Source organism: Bacillus sp. OV166 (assembly GCF_900177675.1).
In the GTDB taxonomy this organism is placed as follows: Bacteria; Bacillota; Bacilli; order Bacillales; family Cytobacillaceae; genus Neobacillus.
The window spans coordinates 1,145,709-1,164,170 of record NZ_FXWM01000001.1; the positions used below are offsets into that span (position 1 = coordinate 1,145,709).

Genomic DNA, 18,462 nt, shown 5'->3' on the forward strand with positions numbered 1-18,462 from the left:
GGAGGGTTGGACGGGCGAATTCTCCAATTTCTGTTGCAGTTGGAGGCAGGTTACCCTTGGTGGAGAAAAAATTGGTCCTTAATGGCTGGGAATTGCTTGGATACATCGCTTGAAACCTTTGATGTCTGGGGGAAAGGCAGGAAAGAGGTAACAAAGGAAAATGCTGGTGAGTTTGTTCATTTACGAGTGGAAGTGCAAAAGTTATTCCGATTGCCTCGGTCAGGAGGAATTCTGTTTACGATCCATACCCACTTGCTTTCATTAGAAAAATTAACCTTAAAATCTGAATGGGCTGAGCAATTCTATCAGATCATTCGTGAGTTGCCACCCCATATTGTCGATTATAAAGGGCTATCTCTTTTCAAGGATGCTGTCATCGATTACTTAAAAGAACAGTTAACAAACAGGGGTGTTAGCTAATGGATAGTGCAACTTTTGTACCTGGAAAGCGAAAATATTTATTTTGTACTGACGAGAAGGGGGGGGCGATTTTACAATCGATTATCGACCAAGTGGTAGATAAAAATCTCTCTTTTGAAATGGTTTTTATCGGCAAAGTTCAATTTACAGATTTGGTTGCATGGTTAAGTGAACAGAGGATGGGGAGTTACCTTTATATTGCTGCCCATTGGAATCAATTGAAGGCGATCAAACAATTAGCTGAAGAGATTGGTTTTTCCGAGGAAGAAGCGCAATACATTGGCTATGGTGAGAAGGAGAAAAATGTGTTTTGCGGCCGTTTTCATGGAATCACTACAATCGATACTGAAAACACGGAACAAGTTGAAGTGAACTGCCTGGGTTTAGTGGTGGTTCGCATATTACTACATATATAAAAGATAGAAACACCACCATCGAAAGACACTATTCTTTAATCAATCAACCGGAAGATACAGAGTGCTACCAAATTACTATTCTATTAAGTAAGACATCGAGAGGCGGCTCTCATTACTGGCATCATCAGGTAAAAGTGGAGATCGATTATAAGTTAGTTACCCGAAGAATCACTTTACACTAAGCTTTAAAGCGAGGCATCACGTGTTTTATGCAGCGGGAATCGGCATTACTCCATTCCTATCAATGATGGTAGAGTTAGCAGGTCGAGAAGGATTTTTCGAGTTACATTATGCTGCTAAAACAAAAGCTTCATGCGCTTTCTATGATTTTTTGAAAAATAAATACCCCAAACAAAGCCATTTTTATTTTTCACAAGAAAGAAAATAAAAAGTTAGACTATTCTTCACTGCTAAATCAACCAATTGGCACTCATGTTTATTTTTGTGGAACAGAATCTTTTATTACTAGCTTTACGAATGCTGCGTATCAGATAGGTTATCCACGTACTAGCGTTCATTATGAAAGGTTTACACCACCCAAAGTCCAAGCGGCTGCATCTTTTCAAGTGCAAGTGCAATCATCAGAAGGTTTAACCATGAATGTACCGAAACAAAAAACGTTGTTGGGGCATTGCTTGAAGCAGGTGTTAAGGTACCCTATTCCTGCCGAGTAGGGCGATGCGGCACATGTGAACTTAATGTGTTAGAAGGCGAGATTGAACATTATGATTCTTTCCTAAGTGAGGAACAGAAAAATGCCCTAAACGCCATTTTAACCTGTGTATCACGGGCTAAATCAGAGAAAATCGTAATCGAGATTTAATTATAAAAATCTTGGCAATAAAGTAAGGAATGTTTTTAAATAATGATATAAAAAAATGCTTGGAGACGCTCCAAGCATTTTAACGTAAATTGTAAATATGAGTATATGAAACTTATCCTAAATGTTTTTCTAATGGGTTCCAGTAATTCGCTCCCCATCCTGCCGCAAGATGTTCTCCTTCAGCCTCAGGAAAACCAATGTGGTCGAAAACCAAAAGGGTTTTTGAGTCTTGTTCTTTTAGCTCAAACTTAGCAATAGAATAAACTCCCTCTGCCCAGTTCGCTACTCGCCAAGCTTGTACAATTCGCACACCTGGAACAAGTTCAATGTTTCTTCCAAGAATCATACCGCCAAAACACGAAAAAGTACCACCAGCTTCGGGACTGATTTCTGTAGGTGCACCTCCCGTCATTTCGCTGAATTGTTTCGAATCTGTGAGTGCTTCATATATAAGTCCAGGGCTGGCATTGAAAATTACTTCTTGATGAATTGTTTTAGTCATTTTTTATTCCTCCAAAATATTATTCCGTAGAAAAGGTTATTTATTTTTTATAAAAAATTAATGCATGGCCATTTCGGACCAAGGGTCAATACCAGGATCGTTGCCTTCTGCAAAATCTTTAATGCGCGGCATGTAATGTGACCATCCTTGTTGGTGAGATGGGATTTCTTCAACTGGCAAGTCAAAATGAGTTAAAACTAAATTTGTGCCATTTTCTTTCGGAGTCAGTTTGAATTCGATCTTACTTGAACCAGGAGGCACGAGCTTTGATTTTTCCCAACCCCAAGACATGACGATTTTTTCATAAGGAACAATTTCTATATATTCGCCCATGGCAATATCGCTGCCATTCACATCAATTCGATATTTACCACCGATTTTTGGTTCGAGCAGGATATGTCTCCCCATCCAGCGAACCATTTTGTCCGCATCAGTAAAAAACGAAAATAATGTTTCCGGGCGGGCTTCAATAAATATTTCTTTTGTGATGATTTCATTATTGGTCTGATTCATTTTTTCTCCTTTCTTCCTCTTCGGCAGCTTCTTTCAAACGAAGTAAACTATCATCCCAAAAACGGTCAATATACTGCTTTAATTCAGAAAAACCGTCCCTTCTAATACCGTAGTACCGTTTCGTTCCGTCTCTCCGAACCATAACTAGGCCGGATTGTTCGAGAGCTTTGAGATGCTGAGAAACCGCTGGAGCTGAAATGTCAAAATGTGAGGCAATCGCGCTGGAGGTCATTTCTCCATCACGAACGAGATAGAGTATATCTCGACGTCTAGGTTCTGCTAATGCATGAAGGACTTTTTCAATCATATCGTTATTTTAGCGTACACTTAATTAAGTGTCAACTTAATTAGGTGCTAGTCATATTAGTATCTTTTGGCAAAAAAGATGAATATATGAATTCATAAAAGGATTGTAATTTTTTCCAAAAAGGAACTTGATAAAACTAATGGTATTAGTTAATATAAAACTAATGATAATAGTTAAAGGGGATGTGTGACTATGAGGATGATCAAAAATGGGTACTTGTATCAAGTTACATTCATGGCGAATGTTTTTCCGGTCAACTGCTATTTGGTGGAGGAAGAGGACGGGTTAACGTTAATTGATGCAGCGCTTGGCTTTTGTGCCAAGGGCATTATGAAGGCGGCTGATTCGATTGGAAAGCCGATTACCAAAATTGTGTTGACGCATGCGCATGAAGACCATGTCGGGGCGTTGGATGCAATAAAAGAAATGCTGCCAGATGTACCTGTATATATTTCGATACGAGACCACAGACTTATGAATGGCGATCGATCGCTTGATCCTCAAGAGGCACAAACCCCGATTAAAGGCGGTGTACCGAAAAAATTAAAAACCCGGGCCAATCTATTATTGAAGGAAGGGGACATGATTGGTTCGTTAACAGCGATCGAAACGCCAGGGCATACACCAGGCTCCATGTCATTTTTAGATTTGCGGACAAAGGCGTTGATTGCAGGTGATTCCTTTCAAACACGAGGTGGTATGGCTGTTGCAGGGGATATTAGAGCTTGGTTTCCATTCCCGGCTTTTGGTACGTGGAGTAAGGAAACCGCCTTGTCAAGTGCCCGGAAATTAGTGAGTTATCGGCCTGAATTGCTTGCAGTCGGCCACGGAGAGATCGTGATAAATCCTGTAAACTCAATGGAGCATGCAATCAAAAATCTGGAACGAAAAATAGGATAGGGAGTAATTATTATGTCACCAAGACCAAAAATCGCTCTCGAAATATCTTTTATTATCGAAGCAGCAGGAGAGATTGCCGACCAACATGGTGTGCAGGAAGTTACCTTGGCCAACTTAGCAAAGAAGCTGGGGATACGTTCTCCTTCTTTATATAATCATTTTGATGGACTCACTGGATTAAGAAAGAAATTGGCGATTTACGGAATCGATAAGCTTTATGAAGTGATGGCAGATGCAGCAAGTGGGGTGTCAGGCACCGAAGCTGTGCTGGCGGTTAGCCAGGCCTATGTGGGTTTTTCCCGAAAGCACCCAGGGATTTATGAGGCGACCTTACTTGCCCCGGACCCGGAAGACGTGGATGTGCAACAAGCAGGGGCGAAAATCGTTGACCTTTCCGTCCACGTTTTGCAGGCATATCATTTAGAAGGGGAGCGTGCTTTGCATGCTGTCCGGGGTTTACGTAGCATTTTACATGGATTTTCTGCTCTAGAGCAAAAAGGCGGGTTCAAGATGTCGTTGGATTTGAATGAAAGTCTTATGATAATTATTAAGGCATTTCTTGCGGGAATTGGGCTGGAGGACTAATAGATGGCAGGGTCTGTAGTGCCCATGTTGGAGGAAAAAAGCCGAGGGCAGTAATTAAGAGTGGACCACAGTGCCCGTACTCATCGAAAAGTATCGGTCACGGTCACTCTGAGTGGACGACAGTGCCCGTACTCATCGAAAGATATTGGTCACGGTCACTCTCTAAGGTTCCTCCCCTGTAATATTCTCATTAAGGTACATTTTGGAGATAGAGTCCTATGGCAAGCTTTGGTATAATGGGATAAAGTTTAGTATTAAGGGATGATCATTTAGATGAGGTCAGAAAAATTGGGTTTAGTATTAGATGTGGAGACAACCGGTTTAGGTCCAACCAAGGATGAAGTAATCGAGCTCGCATTAAAGTTATTTTCCTATCGAGCAGATACAGGTGAGGTTATCGATATTATCGATGAAGACTCCTTTTTGCGTGAGCCGCTTTCCCGTTCAGCAAGAAATAATTATGACACAGCCTATCGAGTTCACGGAATCCCTTATGAGTTAGTTCAAGGGAAAAGCTTTTATGATGTAAAAATAAAAACCTATTTTCATCGTGCCGATTCGGTTTTTGCCCACAATGCTTCTTTTGACCGAAGCTTTCTTTATCACATGTATCCGGAAGTCAACGACCTGAAGTGGTATTGCACAATGAGAAACATCCCTTGGAAAAATTACGGCTTTCCAAATGGGAAACTATTAACCCTATTACAAGCACACAACATTACAAATTACCAAACACATAGAGCACTAGATGATATTACATACTTGTTAGAGTTGCTCAAGAAGACAAGTCCGAATGGAAACCTCTATCTGCAAGAGGTGCTAGAAAAGGCCCCCATGAGAAAATATCAGCCTGCTGTTTCGCGTACTAAAATGGGTTAAAAGAACTAATCAAACTTTTTGATTAGTTTTTTTGCTAATTTGTCAATAATGTTACGAGTTGCCAATTGAAATAAAAATTAATCCTAAACAATAATTTATAAAAAAGAAGGAGTATTACTATGGCAAAAGTTACACCATTCTTAATGTTTCAAGGAAACGCAGAAGAAGCAATGAATTACTACATATCTTTGATTGAGGATTCAGAAATAATCAGAATTACTCGTTATGGGGCAAACGGACCGGGGGAAGAGGGAAGTGTTATGCATGCAGCCTTTACACTCAAAGGTCAGGAATTCATGTGCATTGATAGTAATATAAAACATGAATTTACATTTACACCATCATTCTCTATTTATATCACCTGTGATACTGAAGAGGAAATAAATCGACTATATGAAAATTTGTCTAGTGGTGGCGACCTATTAATGCCGTTAGATAATTATGGTTTTAGCAAAAAGTTTGGTTGGGTCGTTGATAAATTCGGCGTATCATGGCAGCTTAATCTTCCTCTATAATTTTAATGGAAGTACAGTTGCACGCAAAGAAGCCCGGTCGCATATGGACCGGGCTTCTTTGCGTGCATTTCGTATGTAAATATCTATTGTCGACCCTCAGTGAAGATTTGAAAGTTCACACCGAACTTATCTGTTAGACTACCATAAGCTGGGCTGAAAAACGTTTCCTGAAGCGGCATGGCTACTTGACCACCTTGTTGTAAGGCTTCAAAAAATCTATGCGCTTGATCAGCATCGTTCGTTGAAATACAGATGGTCACTTGATTTCCGCTTTGATGGGGTTGCCCTGGCCACGTATCTGAAAACATAACTTCCGTTTCGCCTACTTTTATTGTCGCATGACCAATACGATCTTTGGCATCGGCAGGTAATGGAAATTCTGGGTTTTCTGGCATTTCACCGAAAGATTGAGAAAAGAGAACCTGTGCATCCAGAGCCTTTTCGTAAAATTGAATCGCTTCCTTCGCATTTCCATCCATCACTAAATAGGGAATCAAACGTAATGTCATAATAAATCTCTCCTCGGTTTAAAAGTATTTTTTTTGCTATCCTCGATAGGAAATAAGCTAGCCAATCTCCTAAGAGATGCTGACTTCATATTATTACCGATATTTTGATTATAAAACAGGGAACTAATGTTCGCAAGTGAATTTTTACCAAAAACAATAAAAACCCATGAGCTAAAACTAAACTCACGGGTTTTTAATCGTGGTGCCTGACACCATTTTCACTTCGATGACATGGTTTATTTCAATAAAGAAAGGTATCTTTCACTGATGATTTTATAATGGTGGAGTGCGTGGCCAGCAATGATGTAGCCGATGGCACGGGCTGTGACTTCTGTGTTATTGGCAAAGCCAATGTTTGCCCAAGCCACTTCCGGCATGTTTTGAATTAAGGAAAGGGTAGCTTTTCTAATGGCAATAAAGTCTTCGAGAATATTTTTTATTGGTAATTTATTAATTTGCGAACCTTGGACATAATCATTCTCGTTAAAACCTGCCAAAGCAGTCTGGTCTCCCCGTCCAACACGGAGAAGCCGGTAGCTCATAATTCTTTCAGTGTCTGCCATATGGCCAAGTACTTCTTTGATGCTCCATTTATTTTCGGCATAGCGAAAGTGGACATCTTCTTCCGAAAGCGACTCAAAAAGCTCAATCGTTTTTACCAAATTCTCTTTCAAAAGTGTTAATAGATTACCCTCAGGAACTAGATTCACATAAGGTTTATAGTATTCTGGGTACTCACTTGCTAAAGGACGTTGCAGCATTTCATTTTCTCCCTTCTAATCGCATGACATCAGTCTCTCCTCATCCTAATGGTATGAGGGACAGCAAAGATATTATTCGTTTTTTTTAAAGAAAACCCATAAGGTGGACTAGCATAAAATAATCCTATCATAATATTCATAACTACATGACCGGCATTTTAAATAATAAGCCGAGTAAAGCACATTTCCTATAGTAAAAGGACCATTTAGTGAATAAGACATATTATAAATGGATAAAGAATATTTTTACAGGGGGAGATTTAATGGATTTTTTCTTGGTAGGAATCGTCTATTGGCTATTGATCGGAGCATCCGTGCTGCTTTTTGTTAGGGGTCTTTGGAAAAAATCATGGAAAGCCTTTTTGTGGAGTGGGATTGCCCTTGCGATACCAACCATCTCGCTCTATGTTGGCGGTGCGGAGGGATGGTTTAGATTCGCTGGTCTGCTGCCTCTGCTATTGTTTGGACTTGCTTATTATACAAAAAAATAGTCACTCATTTTTAATTATCCATTTTTTAAATTAAAATTGGGTGGAAGAAATACCTTTTTTTGTATAAATATTAAATAAATTCTTCCAATTTGTGCATTCTAAAAAGAAAAAAGGAATGGCATATAGATGCGAAAGAATAAAATGATTTTGCTCGTAATGATGATAATACCTTAGTTGTCGATGCCGTTCATAGGGAAACGAACAATCCAGCGCTTTTTCCCTGGGGCGAAGTCAAGAGTAAATCAGTGATCATGTATGGGATTCAGAACTCAGTGGATAAGTTGAGGAAAAAACCTAAATCCCTTCTTCAAAAAATATTTTCGTAAATAGAGTCACCACAAGTTATCGGATAACTTGTGGTGTTTTTATTATGAATTATTAAATCCCTTTAATAATTACAAGAGTTTCTGTTATAACTCAAGGAGAAGCATAATAGAAATCATATTTTTGTAAAATTACACTACGATATTAGGACCTTTATAATTTATTTAAATGCATTCCCCATCCATGGGCGAATTTTTGAGTTCTATGAGCGAATCTTTGGTTTCAATGAGCGAATATTGGACTTCTATGGGCGTATTTAGTGTTTTTATGGGCGAATCTGTGCTTCCAATTTTCGGCCGCTCTTAATTTTAACATGATACAATTAATATATATAATCCACACGAGGTGAAAAGCATGAATCCGTCTAATCCAAACAATACCTCACGATCAAGTGAAATCGATTTAAAAACTATCCTTACCAATCAAAATAAAGAAGAATTAATGAGGATTATTCTTGACCTGTCAGATGATTTCCCCGAAATTGAAAAACAGCTTCTTTTTAAATACACTCCTCATAAAGACGAAATTTCATCAGCGAAAAAGCTTATTACTGAATCTATTAATCGTGCAAAAAGGAAAGGTTTCATCGATTGGCGTCACGTGGCCCCAGCATTACAAGGTGCAGATCTGACTCTCCAAAAAGCACAAGAAAAAGTAGATAAAGGTGAATGGGAGAGTGCAATTTTATTATCACTAGTTGTATTGTCACCTGTTGTAAAAATGCTCAATTTTTCTGATGACTCAAATGGCTCAATCGGTGACGTTATGAATTGGGCGATAAGAACGATTGACGATGCAGTAATTGCCAGTCTGCCCAATTTTAATGAAAAAGAGAAGAAGGGGCTTTTTGACGCGATCGTGAAAGAAGCTTTAAAAGAACATTATAATGGCTGGAGTGATTGGCGCTATGCTCTTTTAAAAATTTGTACCTATTATTCTCCTATTAAAGATTTGAGAAAAAAGTTAGAAAAACAGCTAAAATCCCTCTTTGAGAAGACAGAATCATCTTGGAGTGATAGATTTGAAAAAACACAAATAAAATTGCTACAGTTCGAAATCATTGAACGTTGTGATGGTGTAGATGCTACTGAGATATTTATATATGAAAATATCCAACATAGCGAATTTCGTGAAAAGGCAATCGCTAATGAACTAGGAAAAGGTGAATTCAAGAAAGTGATTCAACTTTGTTTGGATGGTGAAAAAGCAGACGCAGAATATCGAGGCCTTGTCCATAAGTGGCGAGAATACCGATATCAAGCCTATGAATTGCTTGGAGATATTGAACAACAAAAGCAATTAGCAAGAGAATTGTTATTCACAAATGAATTTACCTATTTCTTAAAACTAAAAGAATTATATCCCGCAAACGAATGGGATGATGCTTTGAATAAGATTGTAGATGATTTTAAAAAGATGAAGAACAAGCTCCCTGTGTACCTGTCAATTTTAAAAGAGGAAAATTTAACTGCAGAGCTTTTAACCTATTGCCAGAGTAATATTCGGTCTATTATTGATCTGTATCCCTATATTATTAAAGATTATTTAGAAGAAGTAAATAAGCTTTTTATTAAGTTTATTGAGTACTCAGCTGAGGAGGCTACCGATCGAAAAAAATATCGAACGGTTTGTTCCATCATAAAAACCTACAAAAAAGCCTGTGGAACAATCCATTCACATAAGCTAATTGGAGAATTAAGAGAAAAATATAAACGCCGACCAGCGTTTATAGAAGAGATTGGGAAAATTAGGTAAGCCGATAGGAGATCAAAGCTATGCTGCATCATTTAGAAATCTATGTTTCCAACCTTAGTAGATCAAGTGAGTTTTGGGGGTGGTTTTTAACTGAAATAGGATATGAGCCTTTCCAAAAATGGGAGTCTGGTTTCAGCTGGAAACATGGAGAGACCTATATTGTTTTTGTTCAGGCGGATGACCGTTTTCTAGATATTCCGTATCATCGTTCTAGAGTCGGCCTGAACCATTTAGCTTTTCAGGCAGTATCAAGAGAGCAGGTTAATCAAATGACATTACAATTGAAGGAAAAAGGCGTTAATATTCTATATCCAGATAAACATCCATTTGCTGGCGGGGGATCTCATTACGCTGTTTTTTTCGAAGATCCTGATCGAATCAAAGTGGAATTAGTTGCACCGTAAAAGCAGAGGTCAGTCCCCGATAAGTTACGCGTTAACTTACCTGAGAGCTGACCCTTTTAAGTATTATGATAGTGCCTTTAAGCCGACAACGCCTATAATAATTAAAATGACGCTAATGATGCGCCCAAGGTTTTTTGATTCACCAAAAAGAAACATATTAATAAAGACAGCACCGGCCGTTCCGATTCCGACCCAAACGGCATAGGCAATGCTTAGTTGAAGAAACTGAAATGACACATATAAAAAAGCCAGTGATGCGCCGAACCCGCCAATATATAGAACACCATTTCGGAGCGTTTTTTGCTGGCTGTATAATTTGAGTCCAGCAGCACCGGCGACCTCACTTGCAGCTGCTAAAAAGACAAAAACCCAGCCCATACTAGGCAACTCCCTTTACGGCTGCTTTTTCATCTTCCTTGTCCGAGAGGTTTAATCCGATGACGCCAATGACAATGGTCAAGATAAAAAAAGCTTTCCCAGGACTAAAGCTTTCCCCAAAAAGGTATATATCCATTAACACCGTTCCAATTGTCCCTATACCGGCAAATATCGCATAAACAGTACCTGTGGGGAGAGTCTCGCATGCCATAGGTAGAATATGGTAGTCTAAAAAAATAACTCCAACGACGATCGCCCACTGCCACCACGTTTGTGCCTCATTAAATCCGTATACCCAAATTAATTCAAACAAACAGGTTAAACCAACGTAAATCCAGGCCTTATTCATTCATTACACCTCTTGAAAGACCGCTTGTACTATAAACCAAAATGGTCCGATTAAATACTAATATGAAACCAGCATATTATATTAGGATACCACAATTTTTTAGAAAGTTGTTTTAAACACCTTTTCAACGCGTGGGAATTTATGTATTTTTATATTTATTGTGATATCAATCACAAAAATCTTTCCGCTTTAACTTTATAATAATCAAAAATAGGGAAAAAAATAAAAGTGGATGGTGACGAAATTGGAATACAAATTTAAATCAATATATGAGGAAATAGGCGGGCAGGAAACAATTGATAAACTGGTCAATACCTTTTATCCACGAGTATATGCTGACCCAGAGTTAAGACCATTATTTGAAGGGGATATGGAAGAAATTAAGCGCAAGCAGAGGATGTTTCTCCCACAGTTTTTAGGGGGTCCAGCCCTTTATAGCCAGGAATTTGGTCCGCCAGCAATGAGAGGGCGTCATCTGCCATTTGAAGTAACACCGAGAAGAGCCGCATGCTGGCTTCGCTGTATGAAGGAAGCATTTGAAGAAATTGGACTTGATAAAGAACCAGCAGGGCAGGCCTTTTATGACCGGTTAACGCAAGTGGCTGGAATTATGGTCAATAGCCCGGACCATGAAGAAGAACTAGTTAAATGATAAAAGGCTCTTCTCATATTGAGAGGAGCCTTTGACTTAAATACTATTTCTTTAGCTTAGCCCAAGTTGCATCTAGAGCTTTTTCTGTTTCTGCTTTAGATTTTTGGCCGCCAACATAGGCTTGAAGAGAAGCGCCGAATTCTTGACCTGCACCATCAGGATATTTCATGAACTGCCAAGAGTAGGTTTTGCCTTCTTGAGAGTATTTCTGAAGTTCTGCACCTAGTGGTCCAATATCTTCTGCTTTTGCTTCAATTGTTTTAAAAGCAGGGATGTATTTGAATTCCTTAACTAATGCTGTTTTACCTTCTTCAGATGAAACCATCCAGTTTAAGAAATCTTTTGCCGCTTTTTTATCTGCTTCAGGAGCTTTGTTATGAACTACCCAGTTTGTTGGTACGTCAACCATTAATTTATCTGCTTGTGCTGCATCATCAGTAAGTGCCAATGGAATGAAACCAACTTCCATGCCAGGATTTAATTTATCCAGCATCGGCTGGATCCAGTTACCTTGCTGAATCATTGCTGTTTCGCCGTTGGCAAATTGTGTTACTTCTGTATTGTAGTCAGTTGTTAATGGATTTTTATTACCATATTTAATCGTTAGGTCTACAAGCTTAAAGTAGTCATTGAAGTATTTGTTGCCTTCAATTTTTGCTGTACCTTCGTTTAGACCTTTAATGAAGTTTTCGTCATCCGCTTGTTGGTAAGCGAACGGAACGTTAAGACCATGGTTTGCTAAAACCCACCATTCAGCATAGCCAACTGAGAAAGGTGTAATCCCGGCAGCTTTCAGTTTTTTCGATGCAGCTTCTAACTCTGTGAATGTTTTTGGTATTTCGGTAATACCGGCTTTTGCAAATAACTTTTTATTGTAAGCAAAACCATAGCCTTCCATATTAACAGGTTGACCATAAATTTTTCCATCGATTGTCATAGGTAGTAATGCGCTCTCATAGGCATCTTTTACCCAAGGCTGATCGGATAAATCTTCAAATTTATCTTTCCATGTTTGTGCCTCTTGATAACCGCCATTACCAAAGATATCAGGAGCTTTGTTAGAAGCAAACTTTGCTTTTAAGGCTGCAGAACCATCTGCGCCACCGCCCACTGTTTCGATATTAAAGGTAACTTCTGGATGTTCTTTTGTATATTGGTCTGTTAATGCCTTTAATTGGTCAGCGATTTCAACTTTCCCATTAAAAAGATCAACAACTACTTTCCCATCTTTGCCACCGCTGCTTTTTTTATCACTAGATGCACTGTCGCTAGAACAAGCTGTTGCTAATAGAAGTGAAGCGGATAGTACACCTGCAAGTAAAGAATATTTTTTGATCCCCATTAAAATTCCCTCCTGTTAGTAAAATCTATTTTTATATTAGTCTCTGCTAACTGTCAAACAGATAGCAGAGGTTGTTCCCCACGTATATTTCACTTTATTGAACCGCTGGTAATCCCTTTAATAATGTGTTTTTGCATCGCAAAGAAGAAGATTAACAACGGAATGATGCCCATGACCAATGCTGCAAGTGCTAAGTCCCATTGCTTTGTATATTGTCCAAAGAAGGAGAACGTTGCTAATGGAATCGTTTTTAATTCCGGATCCTGAAGAACAAGTGATGGTAATAAGAAGTCATTCCAAATCCATAAGCTGTTTAAAATGACGATCGTAACCGTAATCGGTTTTAATAGTGGAAAAACGATTCTCCAAAATACGCCAAACCTTGAACAGCCATCGATAATTGCTGCCTCCTCAAGTTCGACCGGAATTCCTTTGATAAACCCGTGATACAAGAATATAGTCATCCCCGACCCAAAGCCTAAGTACATAATGACAAGGCCCCATACGCTGTTTAAAAGTCCAAAGGTACTGGCTGTTTTAATGAGTGGGATCATAATGGATTGAAACGGAATAATCATCGCTGCAACGAAAATCATGAAAATCACGTTACTGATCTTCTTTTTTGTTCGGACCAGCATGTACGCCGCCATCGAACAAAAGATAACCAGAACAACATTACTCGCAATTGTAACGATTAAAGAGTTTGAAAATACCTTTAGATAGTTCAGTTTTTCGAAGGCGCTCACATAGTTCTCAAACTGCAGCACGGACGGCAGGGCCGATGTGTTAGATAAAATCTCAGCAAAAGGCTTTAAGGAGTTTGCAATAACATAATAGAAAGGAACTAAAAAGGCTAGACCGAGTAGAATGGCAAGGATTTCAACAATAAATGTCTTTCCTGTGTACCTGTTTCCCATTAAGACTCAACCTCCTTTTTCTTCGAATACGTCACTTGAATGACCGAAATAGCTGCAACGACAAGGAATAAGATTAATGCCTTTGCTCCACCAATACCGTAGCGGTTATTAACAAATGCTTCTGTATAAATGTTAAGCGCTAACATTTCTGTTGACTTGAATGGACCACCATTCGTCAAGGAAAGGTTAGCATCAAAGACCTTAAAGGATGATGCCGTTGTTAAAAATAAACAAATGGTTACGGCTGGTGCCACGAGTGGCATAGTAATGTGACGTAGAATTTGCCACCTATTTGCACCGTCAATTTTCGCTGCTTCAATTAATTCTTGAGGAACGTTCTGTAATGCTGCGATATAGATAATCATAATGTAGCCTGCACCTTGCCATACACTGACAATCACAATTCCCCAGAAGGCGGTATTTTTATCGCCTAACCAAGCTAACTCAAAAAGAGGGATACCTGTAAGCGCACCGATGGAGGCAAAGCCTTTGACAAAAATAAACTGCCAGATAAATCCTAATAAAAGACCACCGATCAAGTTAGGCATGAAGAACACTGTCCGTAAAATATTTCTCGTTTTCAACATTTGGGTGACAAGTATCGCTAATCCAAACCCAATTGCATTTGTTAAGATAATGGCAACGACCGTATATTTCGTTGTAAGTTTGAAGGAAGCTAGGAATTGCTTGTCCTCGGTGAAGATATACTTGAAATTGTCCAAGCCAACCCATTTGACTTCCCCTGTGATTCCGTTCCAGTCTGTAAAGGCATAATAAATTCCTGTAATGAAAGGAATCAGAACAATGAGCATAAAAGCTAAAAAAACGGGTCCTACAAATAGAGCAAATAATCCTGCATCTTTCAGTTTCTTATTTTTATTTAAGGATACTGACTTCGATACTGCTACGTTTTTTGGATTTACTAATACTGAGGATTCAACTTTTTCCACCTTACTTTGACTATTCATTACCTGCACCTCCATAATTTCATTTTAGAGAATAATAAAAATTATGAAACGGCTTACATTGACCAGTAGGGTGGAATATATTGAACAGTCATTACTATTGACAAGTCAATATATGCCCTAGGAATGGATACAGATAGTTGTTACAATGGAGAAAATTCATTAATTGGAGGAAGGTTAGTTCTATTTCTTTCATATAACTAACCAAGATGATATGCAGTGGGGAATTCGTAAAAAGCTTATTATATTTTTAATACTAGTAACGGTTCTGCCTTTTGGAAGTTCGATCGCGATTACTTATTACCAAACAACAAAGTCTCTTAATAATCGCTTTGTATCAACCAATCATGACCTAATTGTCAAAGGTGAAGACGAACTAACTGTTTATTTGGAAGATGTGGCCCAGATGTCGTCCGTACTTTACCGATATACGCCCTTTATGAATGTGATGAGGGATGGGCTATCACAGAATTTAAATACTAATCAGGAAGAAGTTCGACGAGCTCTTGCTTATTTATTTAATACACGACCTGAGATTGAACAAATGCACATTTACATTGATAAAGGGAAGGATTCCTATACCAATTATCATTCTAGAATTAGCGGCAGAGCAAAGTATGAGAGTATCTTTTCGCATCCTTATTATGCACGTTTAAATCGATATAACAGCCTTTTTTCTGTTATTGAACCGCCCCATGAAATGTATAGTTATAACAATATATCGGTTATCCCAAACTCAGAAAAGAAAAATGTCCTAAGCTTTCATAACATCCTTCGTGACGTACCGTCAGACAAGCTATTAGGCTTTTTGTCTATTGATATTAATCTTTCCAAAATAGGTGCGATTGCCGGCCGCTTATATACAAAGGACATGGAAGACTTGTACATTATGGATGAAAAAGGAGTTATAACATACTCCTCCAATGAATCAATGATCGGCAAAGAAAATAAAGAAAAGTGGTTTGGGAAAGTAAAAAAGGAGTCTGCCTCCAGTAAAAGTACGGAATGGAAGGATAAACAATTCTCAGGTGTGATTGTTCACGATAAGTTCCCCGCTCCCTACAAGAATTGGTATATCGTGAAACGAATTCCTTACAATGTACTCTATCAAGGGGCTAGAGAAACGGCATTGATCAATATTTTGATCGGTATCGTGACTCTCATTTTTGTGCTAATCGCAACCATGTTTGTTTCATTTAAGATAACCGCACCGATAAAAGTATTAATTGATAACATGAAAAAAGTAGAAAAAGGTGAATTTGAGGCAGATTTTGATTCCTTAGGAAATGATGAAATTGGGATGTTGGGAAGGCATTTCAAAGTAATGATTGCGAAAATCAATGATTTAATTGAGCGAGAATATAAATTAGATATAGAAAATAAAGAATCACAGCTGCGCGTATTGCGGTCACAAATTAACCCGCATTTTTTATATAACGCCCTTCAATCGATTGGTACTTTGGCGTTAAAATCGAAAGCCGTTCCTGTCTATTCCTTACTCACTTCATTATCGAAAATCATGAGATACAGTATGAATATGAAGGAAGACATTGTCCCTTTTATTTCAGAGCTGATGCATGTTAAATCCTATTTATTGTTACAAAAACAACGCTTTGACGAGCAGTTTGAATTTGAATTAAATGTCCCAAAAGAAGTTCAAGAAATACTAATACCGAAAATGATTTTACAGCCAATTGTGGAAAATTGTTTTAAGCATGGCTTTGATCAGCAGGTAGGAAAAGCATTTATTCAAATTGAGGCGAGTGTTCAGGACGACGGGTTGGTTTGCCTTACTGTAAAAGATAATGGAATAGGCGCAAATGAAGAACAGTTGAAAAATATCAGGCAGGAATTATATCATGGTGTGTCAAAAGAAGAGAAGCATAGAGAAACGATTGGCTTAAAAAATATATATGACCGATTACAGATTTATTACGCTAATCAAGCACACATGACTATTAACAGTAATGAAGAAACTGGATTTTCTGTGACCGTTCAGTTTCCAAAGGTTATGCAAAAAGAGGTGGAGCATTCATGAAAGCATTAATCGTCGATGATGAAAAGCACGTTCGCGAAGGAATTAAGATCCTGGGTGATTGGGAACAAAACGGAATTGATGAAATTTATGAAGCCGGTAATGGAGAAGAAGCGATACATTTAATTCAAAAGTATAAGCCAGAGATTATTTTTTCAGATATGAAAATGCCAAAAATGGATGGCGTCAACCTGTTAGAATGGATTAAAGAAAATCAGCCCACCAGCAAAACTATTGTTGTGACAGGTTATGATGATTACCACTACATGCGCAAAGCCATTCATTTCGGAAGTTCAGATTATCTCTTAAAGCCGATTGATCCTGAAATCTTAAATCATACGTTGGAAACAGCTGTGGATGAATGGAAAAAAGAAGCTTTGGACAGGGAGAGAAAAGAAAGCAGCACTCAATTAATCAATGAAATGAAGCCGGTTTATCGAGACCGCAAGCTTACCCAGCTAGTAAATAGCGATAATCTGAAGGGAGATTTGTTTAAGGATTTTGGAATTCTTCCGTCTCACAATTATCAAGTAGCCCTTGTTCGGATTAATGGAAAAACAATCGAGGTATTTCAAGGAGATCGAGATTTAGCCTACTTTACGATTTTGAACGTCATTAACGAAATTATGATGGAAAATGAATGTGGAATTGGATTTCGTTACTTATCCAATAAAGGCGAAATTGTGATTATCTTTTGGAACAAATTTGAGCAAATAGGGGAACTTTTAAAACAAATCTTTAAGATGCTAAGAGGTACAATGAATATCTCTTGTCCGATTGTTTTAGGTAAACTGGTTAATGAGAGTTCCAGCTTAATTGATTCCTATCGTCATGCTAAGCAATTATTTTTTAATCGTAATATTTTGGATGATAGAGAAACTCGCGTCCATGTGATCGAGGACCTTCCAAGTCATGGATTAAGGAACCTTATGGACTACTCTGCTAGTATAGAAATGGCTGTACAAGCTGGGGAGATTGGGGCCTTTGTTGAAGTAATCAACCAAATCGAGTCTGATTTTACAGAAAACTACTTTCTATCATTAAAACAGCTATTCCATTTAGAAAATGAATATTTGGTGATCAGCAATAGATGGTTTAAGCATTATAATCTACCTGTGAAAGCAGCAGAAGACATCGAAAAACGAATTGATTTATTTTTTGATGTAAATGGTCACTTTATGCTTGAAGAATACAAACAGAGAAAGAAACGAGAGATTGCTATCTTTTTGAAAAAAGTTAAGAAAGGAACCCTTCAGAAACATAGTAACATCATTTATGATATTGAAAAGTATTTGCAAGCGAACTTCGATCGGGATGTAAAACTGCAAGAGATCTCCGAGCATTTTTATATCAGTCGAGAATATATCTCGAGAAAATTCAAACAAGAATTTAACGTCAATATATCAGATTATATTGTGAAGTTTCGAATGAAGAAGGCCAAAACATTATTAAAAAACAGCCAGTTAAAAATTTATGAAATTGCTACTATGATAGGGTATCAAGACGACAAATATTTTCGCAAAGTATTTAAAAAGGTTGAGGGCATTACACCGAATGAATATCGTGAAGCCTATATGAATCAAAAATGAGCAGAGCCGGAATCCGGCTTCTGCTCATTTTTATGGTATGAAATAACCCGTGGTAAGTTGATAGGGGATATGTTAAATTGAATAGATACTAATAGTCAAAACTTATTGATTGAGCCTTTGAATGTAAGGGT

General features: G+C 38.1%; 23 protein-coding genes. 13 read left to right on the forward strand and 10 right to left on the reverse strand.

Annotated features, from left to right (window positions below):
• The first annotated feature begins 6 nt into the window (after window positions 1–6).
• The 3 genes from CCK98_RS05370 to CCK98_RS36975 all read left to right on the forward strand — a co-directional run bounded on the left by CCK98_RS05370 (window position 7) and on the right by CCK98_RS36975 (window position 1,659).
• Window positions 7–420 carry a heme-dependent oxidative N-demethylase subunit alpha family protein gene (locus CCK98_RS05370; RefSeq protein ID WP_373408484.1) on the forward strand — a complete coding sequence of 138 codons (414 nt, stop codon included), beginning with the start codon at window positions 7–9 and terminating at the stop codon, window positions 418–420.
• Complete coding sequence (locus CCK98_RS05375) at window positions 420–836, forward strand: hypothetical protein (RefSeq protein ID WP_088085628.1); 417 nt, start codon at window positions 420–422, stop codon at window positions 834–836. The genes CCK98_RS05370 and CCK98_RS05375 overlap by 1 nt, the downstream gene beginning before the upstream one ends.
• Window positions 837–1,416: 580 nt before the next feature.
• Window positions 1,417–1,659, forward strand: a complete 243-nt coding sequence (locus CCK98_RS36975; protein WP_373408523.1) for a 2Fe-2S iron-sulfur cluster-binding protein — start codon at window positions 1,417–1,419, stop codon at window positions 1,657–1,659.
• Window positions 1,660–1,771: 112 nt separating this feature from the next.
• On the opposite strand, the gene CCK98_RS05390 is transcribed toward CCK98_RS36975, so the two are convergent.
• The 3 genes from CCK98_RS05390 to CCK98_RS05400 are packed head-to-tail and all read right to left on the reverse strand — an operon-like array spanning window position 1,772 to window position 2,981.
• Window positions 1,772–2,161, reverse strand: a complete 390-nt coding sequence (locus tag CCK98_RS05390; protein WP_088085631.1) for an SRPBCC domain-containing protein — start codon at window positions 2,159–2,161, stop codon at window positions 1,772–1,774.
• 57 nt (window positions 2,162–2,218) lie between these two features.
• Entirely contained in the window at window positions 2,219–2,674 is a 456-nt protein-coding gene (locus CCK98_RS05395; protein WP_088085632.1) for an SRPBCC domain-containing protein, read from the reverse strand.
• Window positions 2,658–2,981: a helix-turn-helix transcriptional regulator gene (locus CCK98_RS05400; protein WP_218780148.1), complete on the reverse strand. Its 324-nt coding sequence runs from the start codon at window positions 2,979–2,981 to the stop codon at window positions 2,658–2,660. Before CCK98_RS05400 ends, CCK98_RS05395 begins: the two co-directional genes overlap by 17 nt.
• 192 nt (window positions 2,982–3,173) lie before the next feature.
• Here CCK98_RS05400 and CCK98_RS05405 point away from each other — a divergent pair, with 192 nt between their 5' ends.
• The 4 genes from CCK98_RS05405 (at window position 3,174) to CCK98_RS05420 (ending at window position 5,860) form a co-directional block, all read left to right on the forward strand.
• Window positions 3,174–3,881 carry an MBL fold metallo-hydrolase gene (locus tag CCK98_RS05405; protein WP_088085633.1) on the forward strand — a complete coding sequence of 236 codons (708 nt, stop codon included), beginning with the start codon at window positions 3,174–3,176 and terminating at the stop codon, window positions 3,879–3,881.
• 12 nt (window positions 3,882–3,893) lie between these two features.
• On the forward strand, window positions 3,894–4,466 hold the full coding sequence (locus CCK98_RS05410) for a TetR/AcrR family transcriptional regulator (RefSeq protein WP_088085634.1): 573 nt from the start codon (window positions 3,894–3,896) through the stop codon (window positions 4,464–4,466).
• Between the two features lie 273 nt (window positions 4,467–4,739).
• On the forward strand, window positions 4,740–5,345 hold the full coding sequence (locus CCK98_RS05415; protein ID WP_088085635.1) for an exonuclease domain-containing protein: 606 nt from the start codon (window positions 4,740–4,742) through the stop codon (window positions 5,343–5,345).
• Between the two features lie 119 nt (window positions 5,346–5,464).
• Window positions 5,465–5,860 (forward strand): VOC family protein, encoded by a 396-nt coding sequence (locus CCK98_RS05420; protein ID WP_088085636.1) that lies wholly within the window; start codon window positions 5,465–5,467, stop codon window positions 5,858–5,860.
• A gap of 83 nt (window positions 5,861–5,943) precedes the next feature.
• On the opposite strand, the gene CCK98_RS05425 is transcribed toward CCK98_RS05420, so the two are convergent.
• Both CCK98_RS05425 and CCK98_RS05430 read right to left on the reverse strand, forming a co-directional pair.
• Window positions 5,944–6,369, reverse strand: coding sequence for a VOC family protein (locus CCK98_RS05425; RefSeq protein WP_088085637.1), 426 nt, complete (start codon window positions 6,367–6,369; stop codon window positions 5,944–5,946).
• A gap of 236 nt (window positions 6,370–6,605) precedes the next feature.
• On the reverse strand, window positions 6,606–7,130 hold the full coding sequence (locus CCK98_RS05430) for a DinB family protein (protein WP_088085638.1): 525 nt from the start codon (window positions 7,128–7,130) through the stop codon (window positions 6,606–6,608).
• A gap of 263 nt (window positions 7,131–7,393) precedes the next feature.
• Here CCK98_RS05430 and CCK98_RS05435 point away from each other — a divergent pair, with 263 nt between their 5' ends.
• From CCK98_RS05435 to CCK98_RS05445, 3 genes are all read left to right on the forward strand, one after another.
• Entirely contained in the window at window positions 7,394–7,621 is a 228-nt protein-coding gene (locus tag CCK98_RS05435; protein WP_088085639.1) for a hypothetical protein, read from the forward strand.
• 678 nt (window positions 7,622–8,299) lie between these two features.
• The gene (locus CCK98_RS05440) at window positions 8,300–9,700 is read left to right on the forward strand and encodes a hypothetical protein (RefSeq protein WP_088085640.1); all 1,401 of its coding nucleotides are present in this window, start codon (window positions 8,300–8,302) and stop codon (window positions 9,698–9,700) included.
• Between the two features lie 20 nt (window positions 9,701–9,720).
• Entirely contained in the window at window positions 9,721–10,104 is a 384-nt protein-coding gene (locus CCK98_RS05445; protein WP_088085641.1) for a VOC family protein, read from the forward strand.
• 63 nt (window positions 10,105–10,167) lie between these two features.
• On the opposite strand, the gene CCK98_RS05450 is transcribed toward CCK98_RS05445, so the two are convergent.
• Window positions 10,168–10,482 (reverse strand): multidrug efflux SMR transporter, encoded by a 315-nt coding sequence (locus tag CCK98_RS05450; RefSeq protein ID WP_088085642.1) that lies wholly within the window; start codon window positions 10,480–10,482, stop codon window positions 10,168–10,170.
• Between the two features lies 1 nt (window position 10,483).
• Window positions 10,484–10,831 (reverse strand): multidrug efflux SMR transporter, encoded by a 348-nt coding sequence (locus CCK98_RS05455; protein WP_088085643.1) that lies wholly within the window; start codon window positions 10,829–10,831, stop codon window positions 10,484–10,486.
• A 232-nt stretch (window positions 10,832–11,063) separates the two neighbouring features.
• On the opposite strand from CCK98_RS05455, the gene CCK98_RS05460 reads away from it, so the two are divergent.
• The gene (locus CCK98_RS05460) at window positions 11,064–11,483 is read left to right on the forward strand and encodes a globin (RefSeq protein WP_179195721.1); all 420 of its coding nucleotides are present in this window, start codon (window positions 11,064–11,066) and stop codon (window positions 11,481–11,483) included.
• Window positions 11,484–11,526: 43 nt separating this feature from the next.
• On the opposite strand, the gene CCK98_RS05465 is transcribed toward CCK98_RS05460, so the two are convergent.
• The 3 genes from CCK98_RS05465 to CCK98_RS05475 all read right to left on the reverse strand — a co-directional run bounded on the left by CCK98_RS05465 (window position 11,527) and on the right by CCK98_RS05475 (window position 14,710).
• Window positions 11,527–12,825: an ABC transporter substrate-binding protein gene (locus tag CCK98_RS05465; protein WP_088085645.1), complete on the reverse strand. Its 1,299-nt coding sequence runs from the start codon at window positions 12,823–12,825 to the stop codon at window positions 11,527–11,529.
• 89 nt (window positions 12,826–12,914) lie between these two features.
• Entirely contained in the window at window positions 12,915–13,742 is an 828-nt protein-coding gene (locus tag CCK98_RS05470; RefSeq protein WP_088085646.1) for a carbohydrate ABC transporter permease, read from the reverse strand.
• Entirely contained in the window at window positions 13,742–14,710 is a 969-nt protein-coding gene (locus CCK98_RS05475) for a carbohydrate ABC transporter permease (RefSeq protein WP_088085647.1), read from the reverse strand. Before CCK98_RS05475 ends, CCK98_RS05470 begins: the two co-directional genes overlap by 1 nt.
• Window positions 14,711–14,921: 211 nt before the next feature.
• Between CCK98_RS05475 and CCK98_RS05480 the strand changes: the two genes are divergently transcribed.
• Window positions 14,922–16,745, forward strand: a complete 1,824-nt coding sequence (locus tag CCK98_RS05480) for a sensor histidine kinase (RefSeq protein WP_088085648.1) — start codon at window positions 14,922–14,924, stop codon at window positions 16,743–16,745.
• On the forward strand, window positions 16,742–18,331 hold the full coding sequence (locus CCK98_RS05485; RefSeq protein WP_088085649.1) for a response regulator: 1,590 nt from the start codon (window positions 16,742–16,744) through the stop codon (window positions 18,329–18,331). Before CCK98_RS05480 ends, CCK98_RS05485 begins: the two co-directional genes overlap by 4 nt.
• Window positions 18,332–18,462: the final 131 nt, after the last annotated feature.

Bases quoted from the DNA above. Each gene is read 5' to 3' on its own strand.
- CCK98_RS05435 (WP_088085639.1), top strand. From the start codon at position 7,394: ATGGATTTTTTCTTGGTAGGAATCGTCTATTGGCTATTGATCGGAGCA.
- CCK98_RS05375 (WP_088085628.1), top strand. From the start codon at position 420: ATGGATAGTGCAACTTTTGTACCTGGAAAGCGAAAATATTTATTTTGT.
- CCK98_RS05470 (WP_088085646.1), bottom strand. From the start codon at position 13,742: ATGGGAAACAGGTACACAGGAAAGACATTTATTGTTGAAATCCTTGCC.
- CCK98_RS05440 (WP_088085640.1), top strand. From the start codon at position 8,300: ATGAATCCGTCTAATCCAAACAATACCTCACGATCAAGTGAAATCGAT.
- CCK98_RS05485 (WP_088085649.1), top strand. From the start codon at position 16,742: ATGAAAGCATTAATCGTCGATGATGAAAAGCACGTTCGCGAAGGAATT.
- CCK98_RS05395 (WP_088085632.1), bottom strand. From the start codon at position 2,674: ATGAATCAGACCAATAATGAAATCATCACAAAAGAAATATTTATTGAA.
- CCK98_RS05425 (WP_088085637.1), bottom strand. From the start codon at position 6,369: ATGACATTACGTTTGATTCCCTATTTAGTGATGGATGGAAATGCGAAG.
- CCK98_RS05455 (WP_088085643.1), bottom strand. From the start codon at position 10,831: ATGAATAAGGCCTGGATTTACGTTGGTTTAACCTGTTTGTTTGAATTA.
- CCK98_RS05390 (WP_088085631.1), bottom strand. From the start codon at position 2,161: ATGACTAAAACAATTCATCAAGAAGTAATTTTCAATGCCAGCCCTGGA.
- CCK98_RS05430 (WP_088085638.1), bottom strand. From the start codon at position 7,130: ATGCTGCAACGTCCTTTAGCAAGTGAGTACCCAGAATACTATAAACCT.
- CCK98_RS05400 (WP_218780148.1), bottom strand. From the start codon at position 2,981: ATGATTGAAAAAGTCCTTCATGCATTAGCAGAACCTAGACGTCGAGAT.
- CCK98_RS05475 (WP_088085647.1), bottom strand. From the start codon at position 14,710: ATGAATAGTCAAAGTAAGGTGGAAAAAGTTGAATCCTCAGTATTAGTA.
- CCK98_RS05480 (WP_088085648.1), top strand. From the start codon at position 14,922: ATGCAGTGGGGAATTCGTAAAAAGCTTATTATATTTTTAATACTAGTA.
- CCK98_RS05450 (WP_088085642.1), bottom strand. From the start codon at position 10,482: ATGGGCTGGGTTTTTGTCTTTTTAGCAGCTGCAAGTGAGGTCGCCGGT.
- CCK98_RS05465 (WP_088085645.1), bottom strand. From the start codon at position 12,825: ATGGGGATCAAAAAATATTCTTTACTTGCAGGTGTACTATCCGCTTCA.
- CCK98_RS05405 (WP_088085633.1), top strand. From the start codon at position 3,174: ATGAGGATGATCAAAAATGGGTACTTGTATCAAGTTACATTCATGGCG.
- CCK98_RS05420 (WP_088085636.1), top strand. From the start codon at position 5,465: ATGGCAAAAGTTACACCATTCTTAATGTTTCAAGGAAACGCAGAAGAA.
- CCK98_RS05415 (WP_088085635.1), top strand. From the start codon at position 4,740: ATGAGGTCAGAAAAATTGGGTTTAGTATTAGATGTGGAGACAACCGGT.
- CCK98_RS05445 (WP_088085641.1), top strand. From the start codon at position 9,721: ATGCTGCATCATTTAGAAATCTATGTTTCCAACCTTAGTAGATCAAGT.
- CCK98_RS05460 (WP_179195721.1), top strand. From the start codon at position 11,064: ATGGTGACGAAATTGGAATACAAATTTAAATCAATATATGAGGAAATA.
- CCK98_RS05410 (WP_088085634.1), top strand. From the start codon at position 3,894: ATGTCACCAAGACCAAAAATCGCTCTCGAAATATCTTTTATTATCGAA.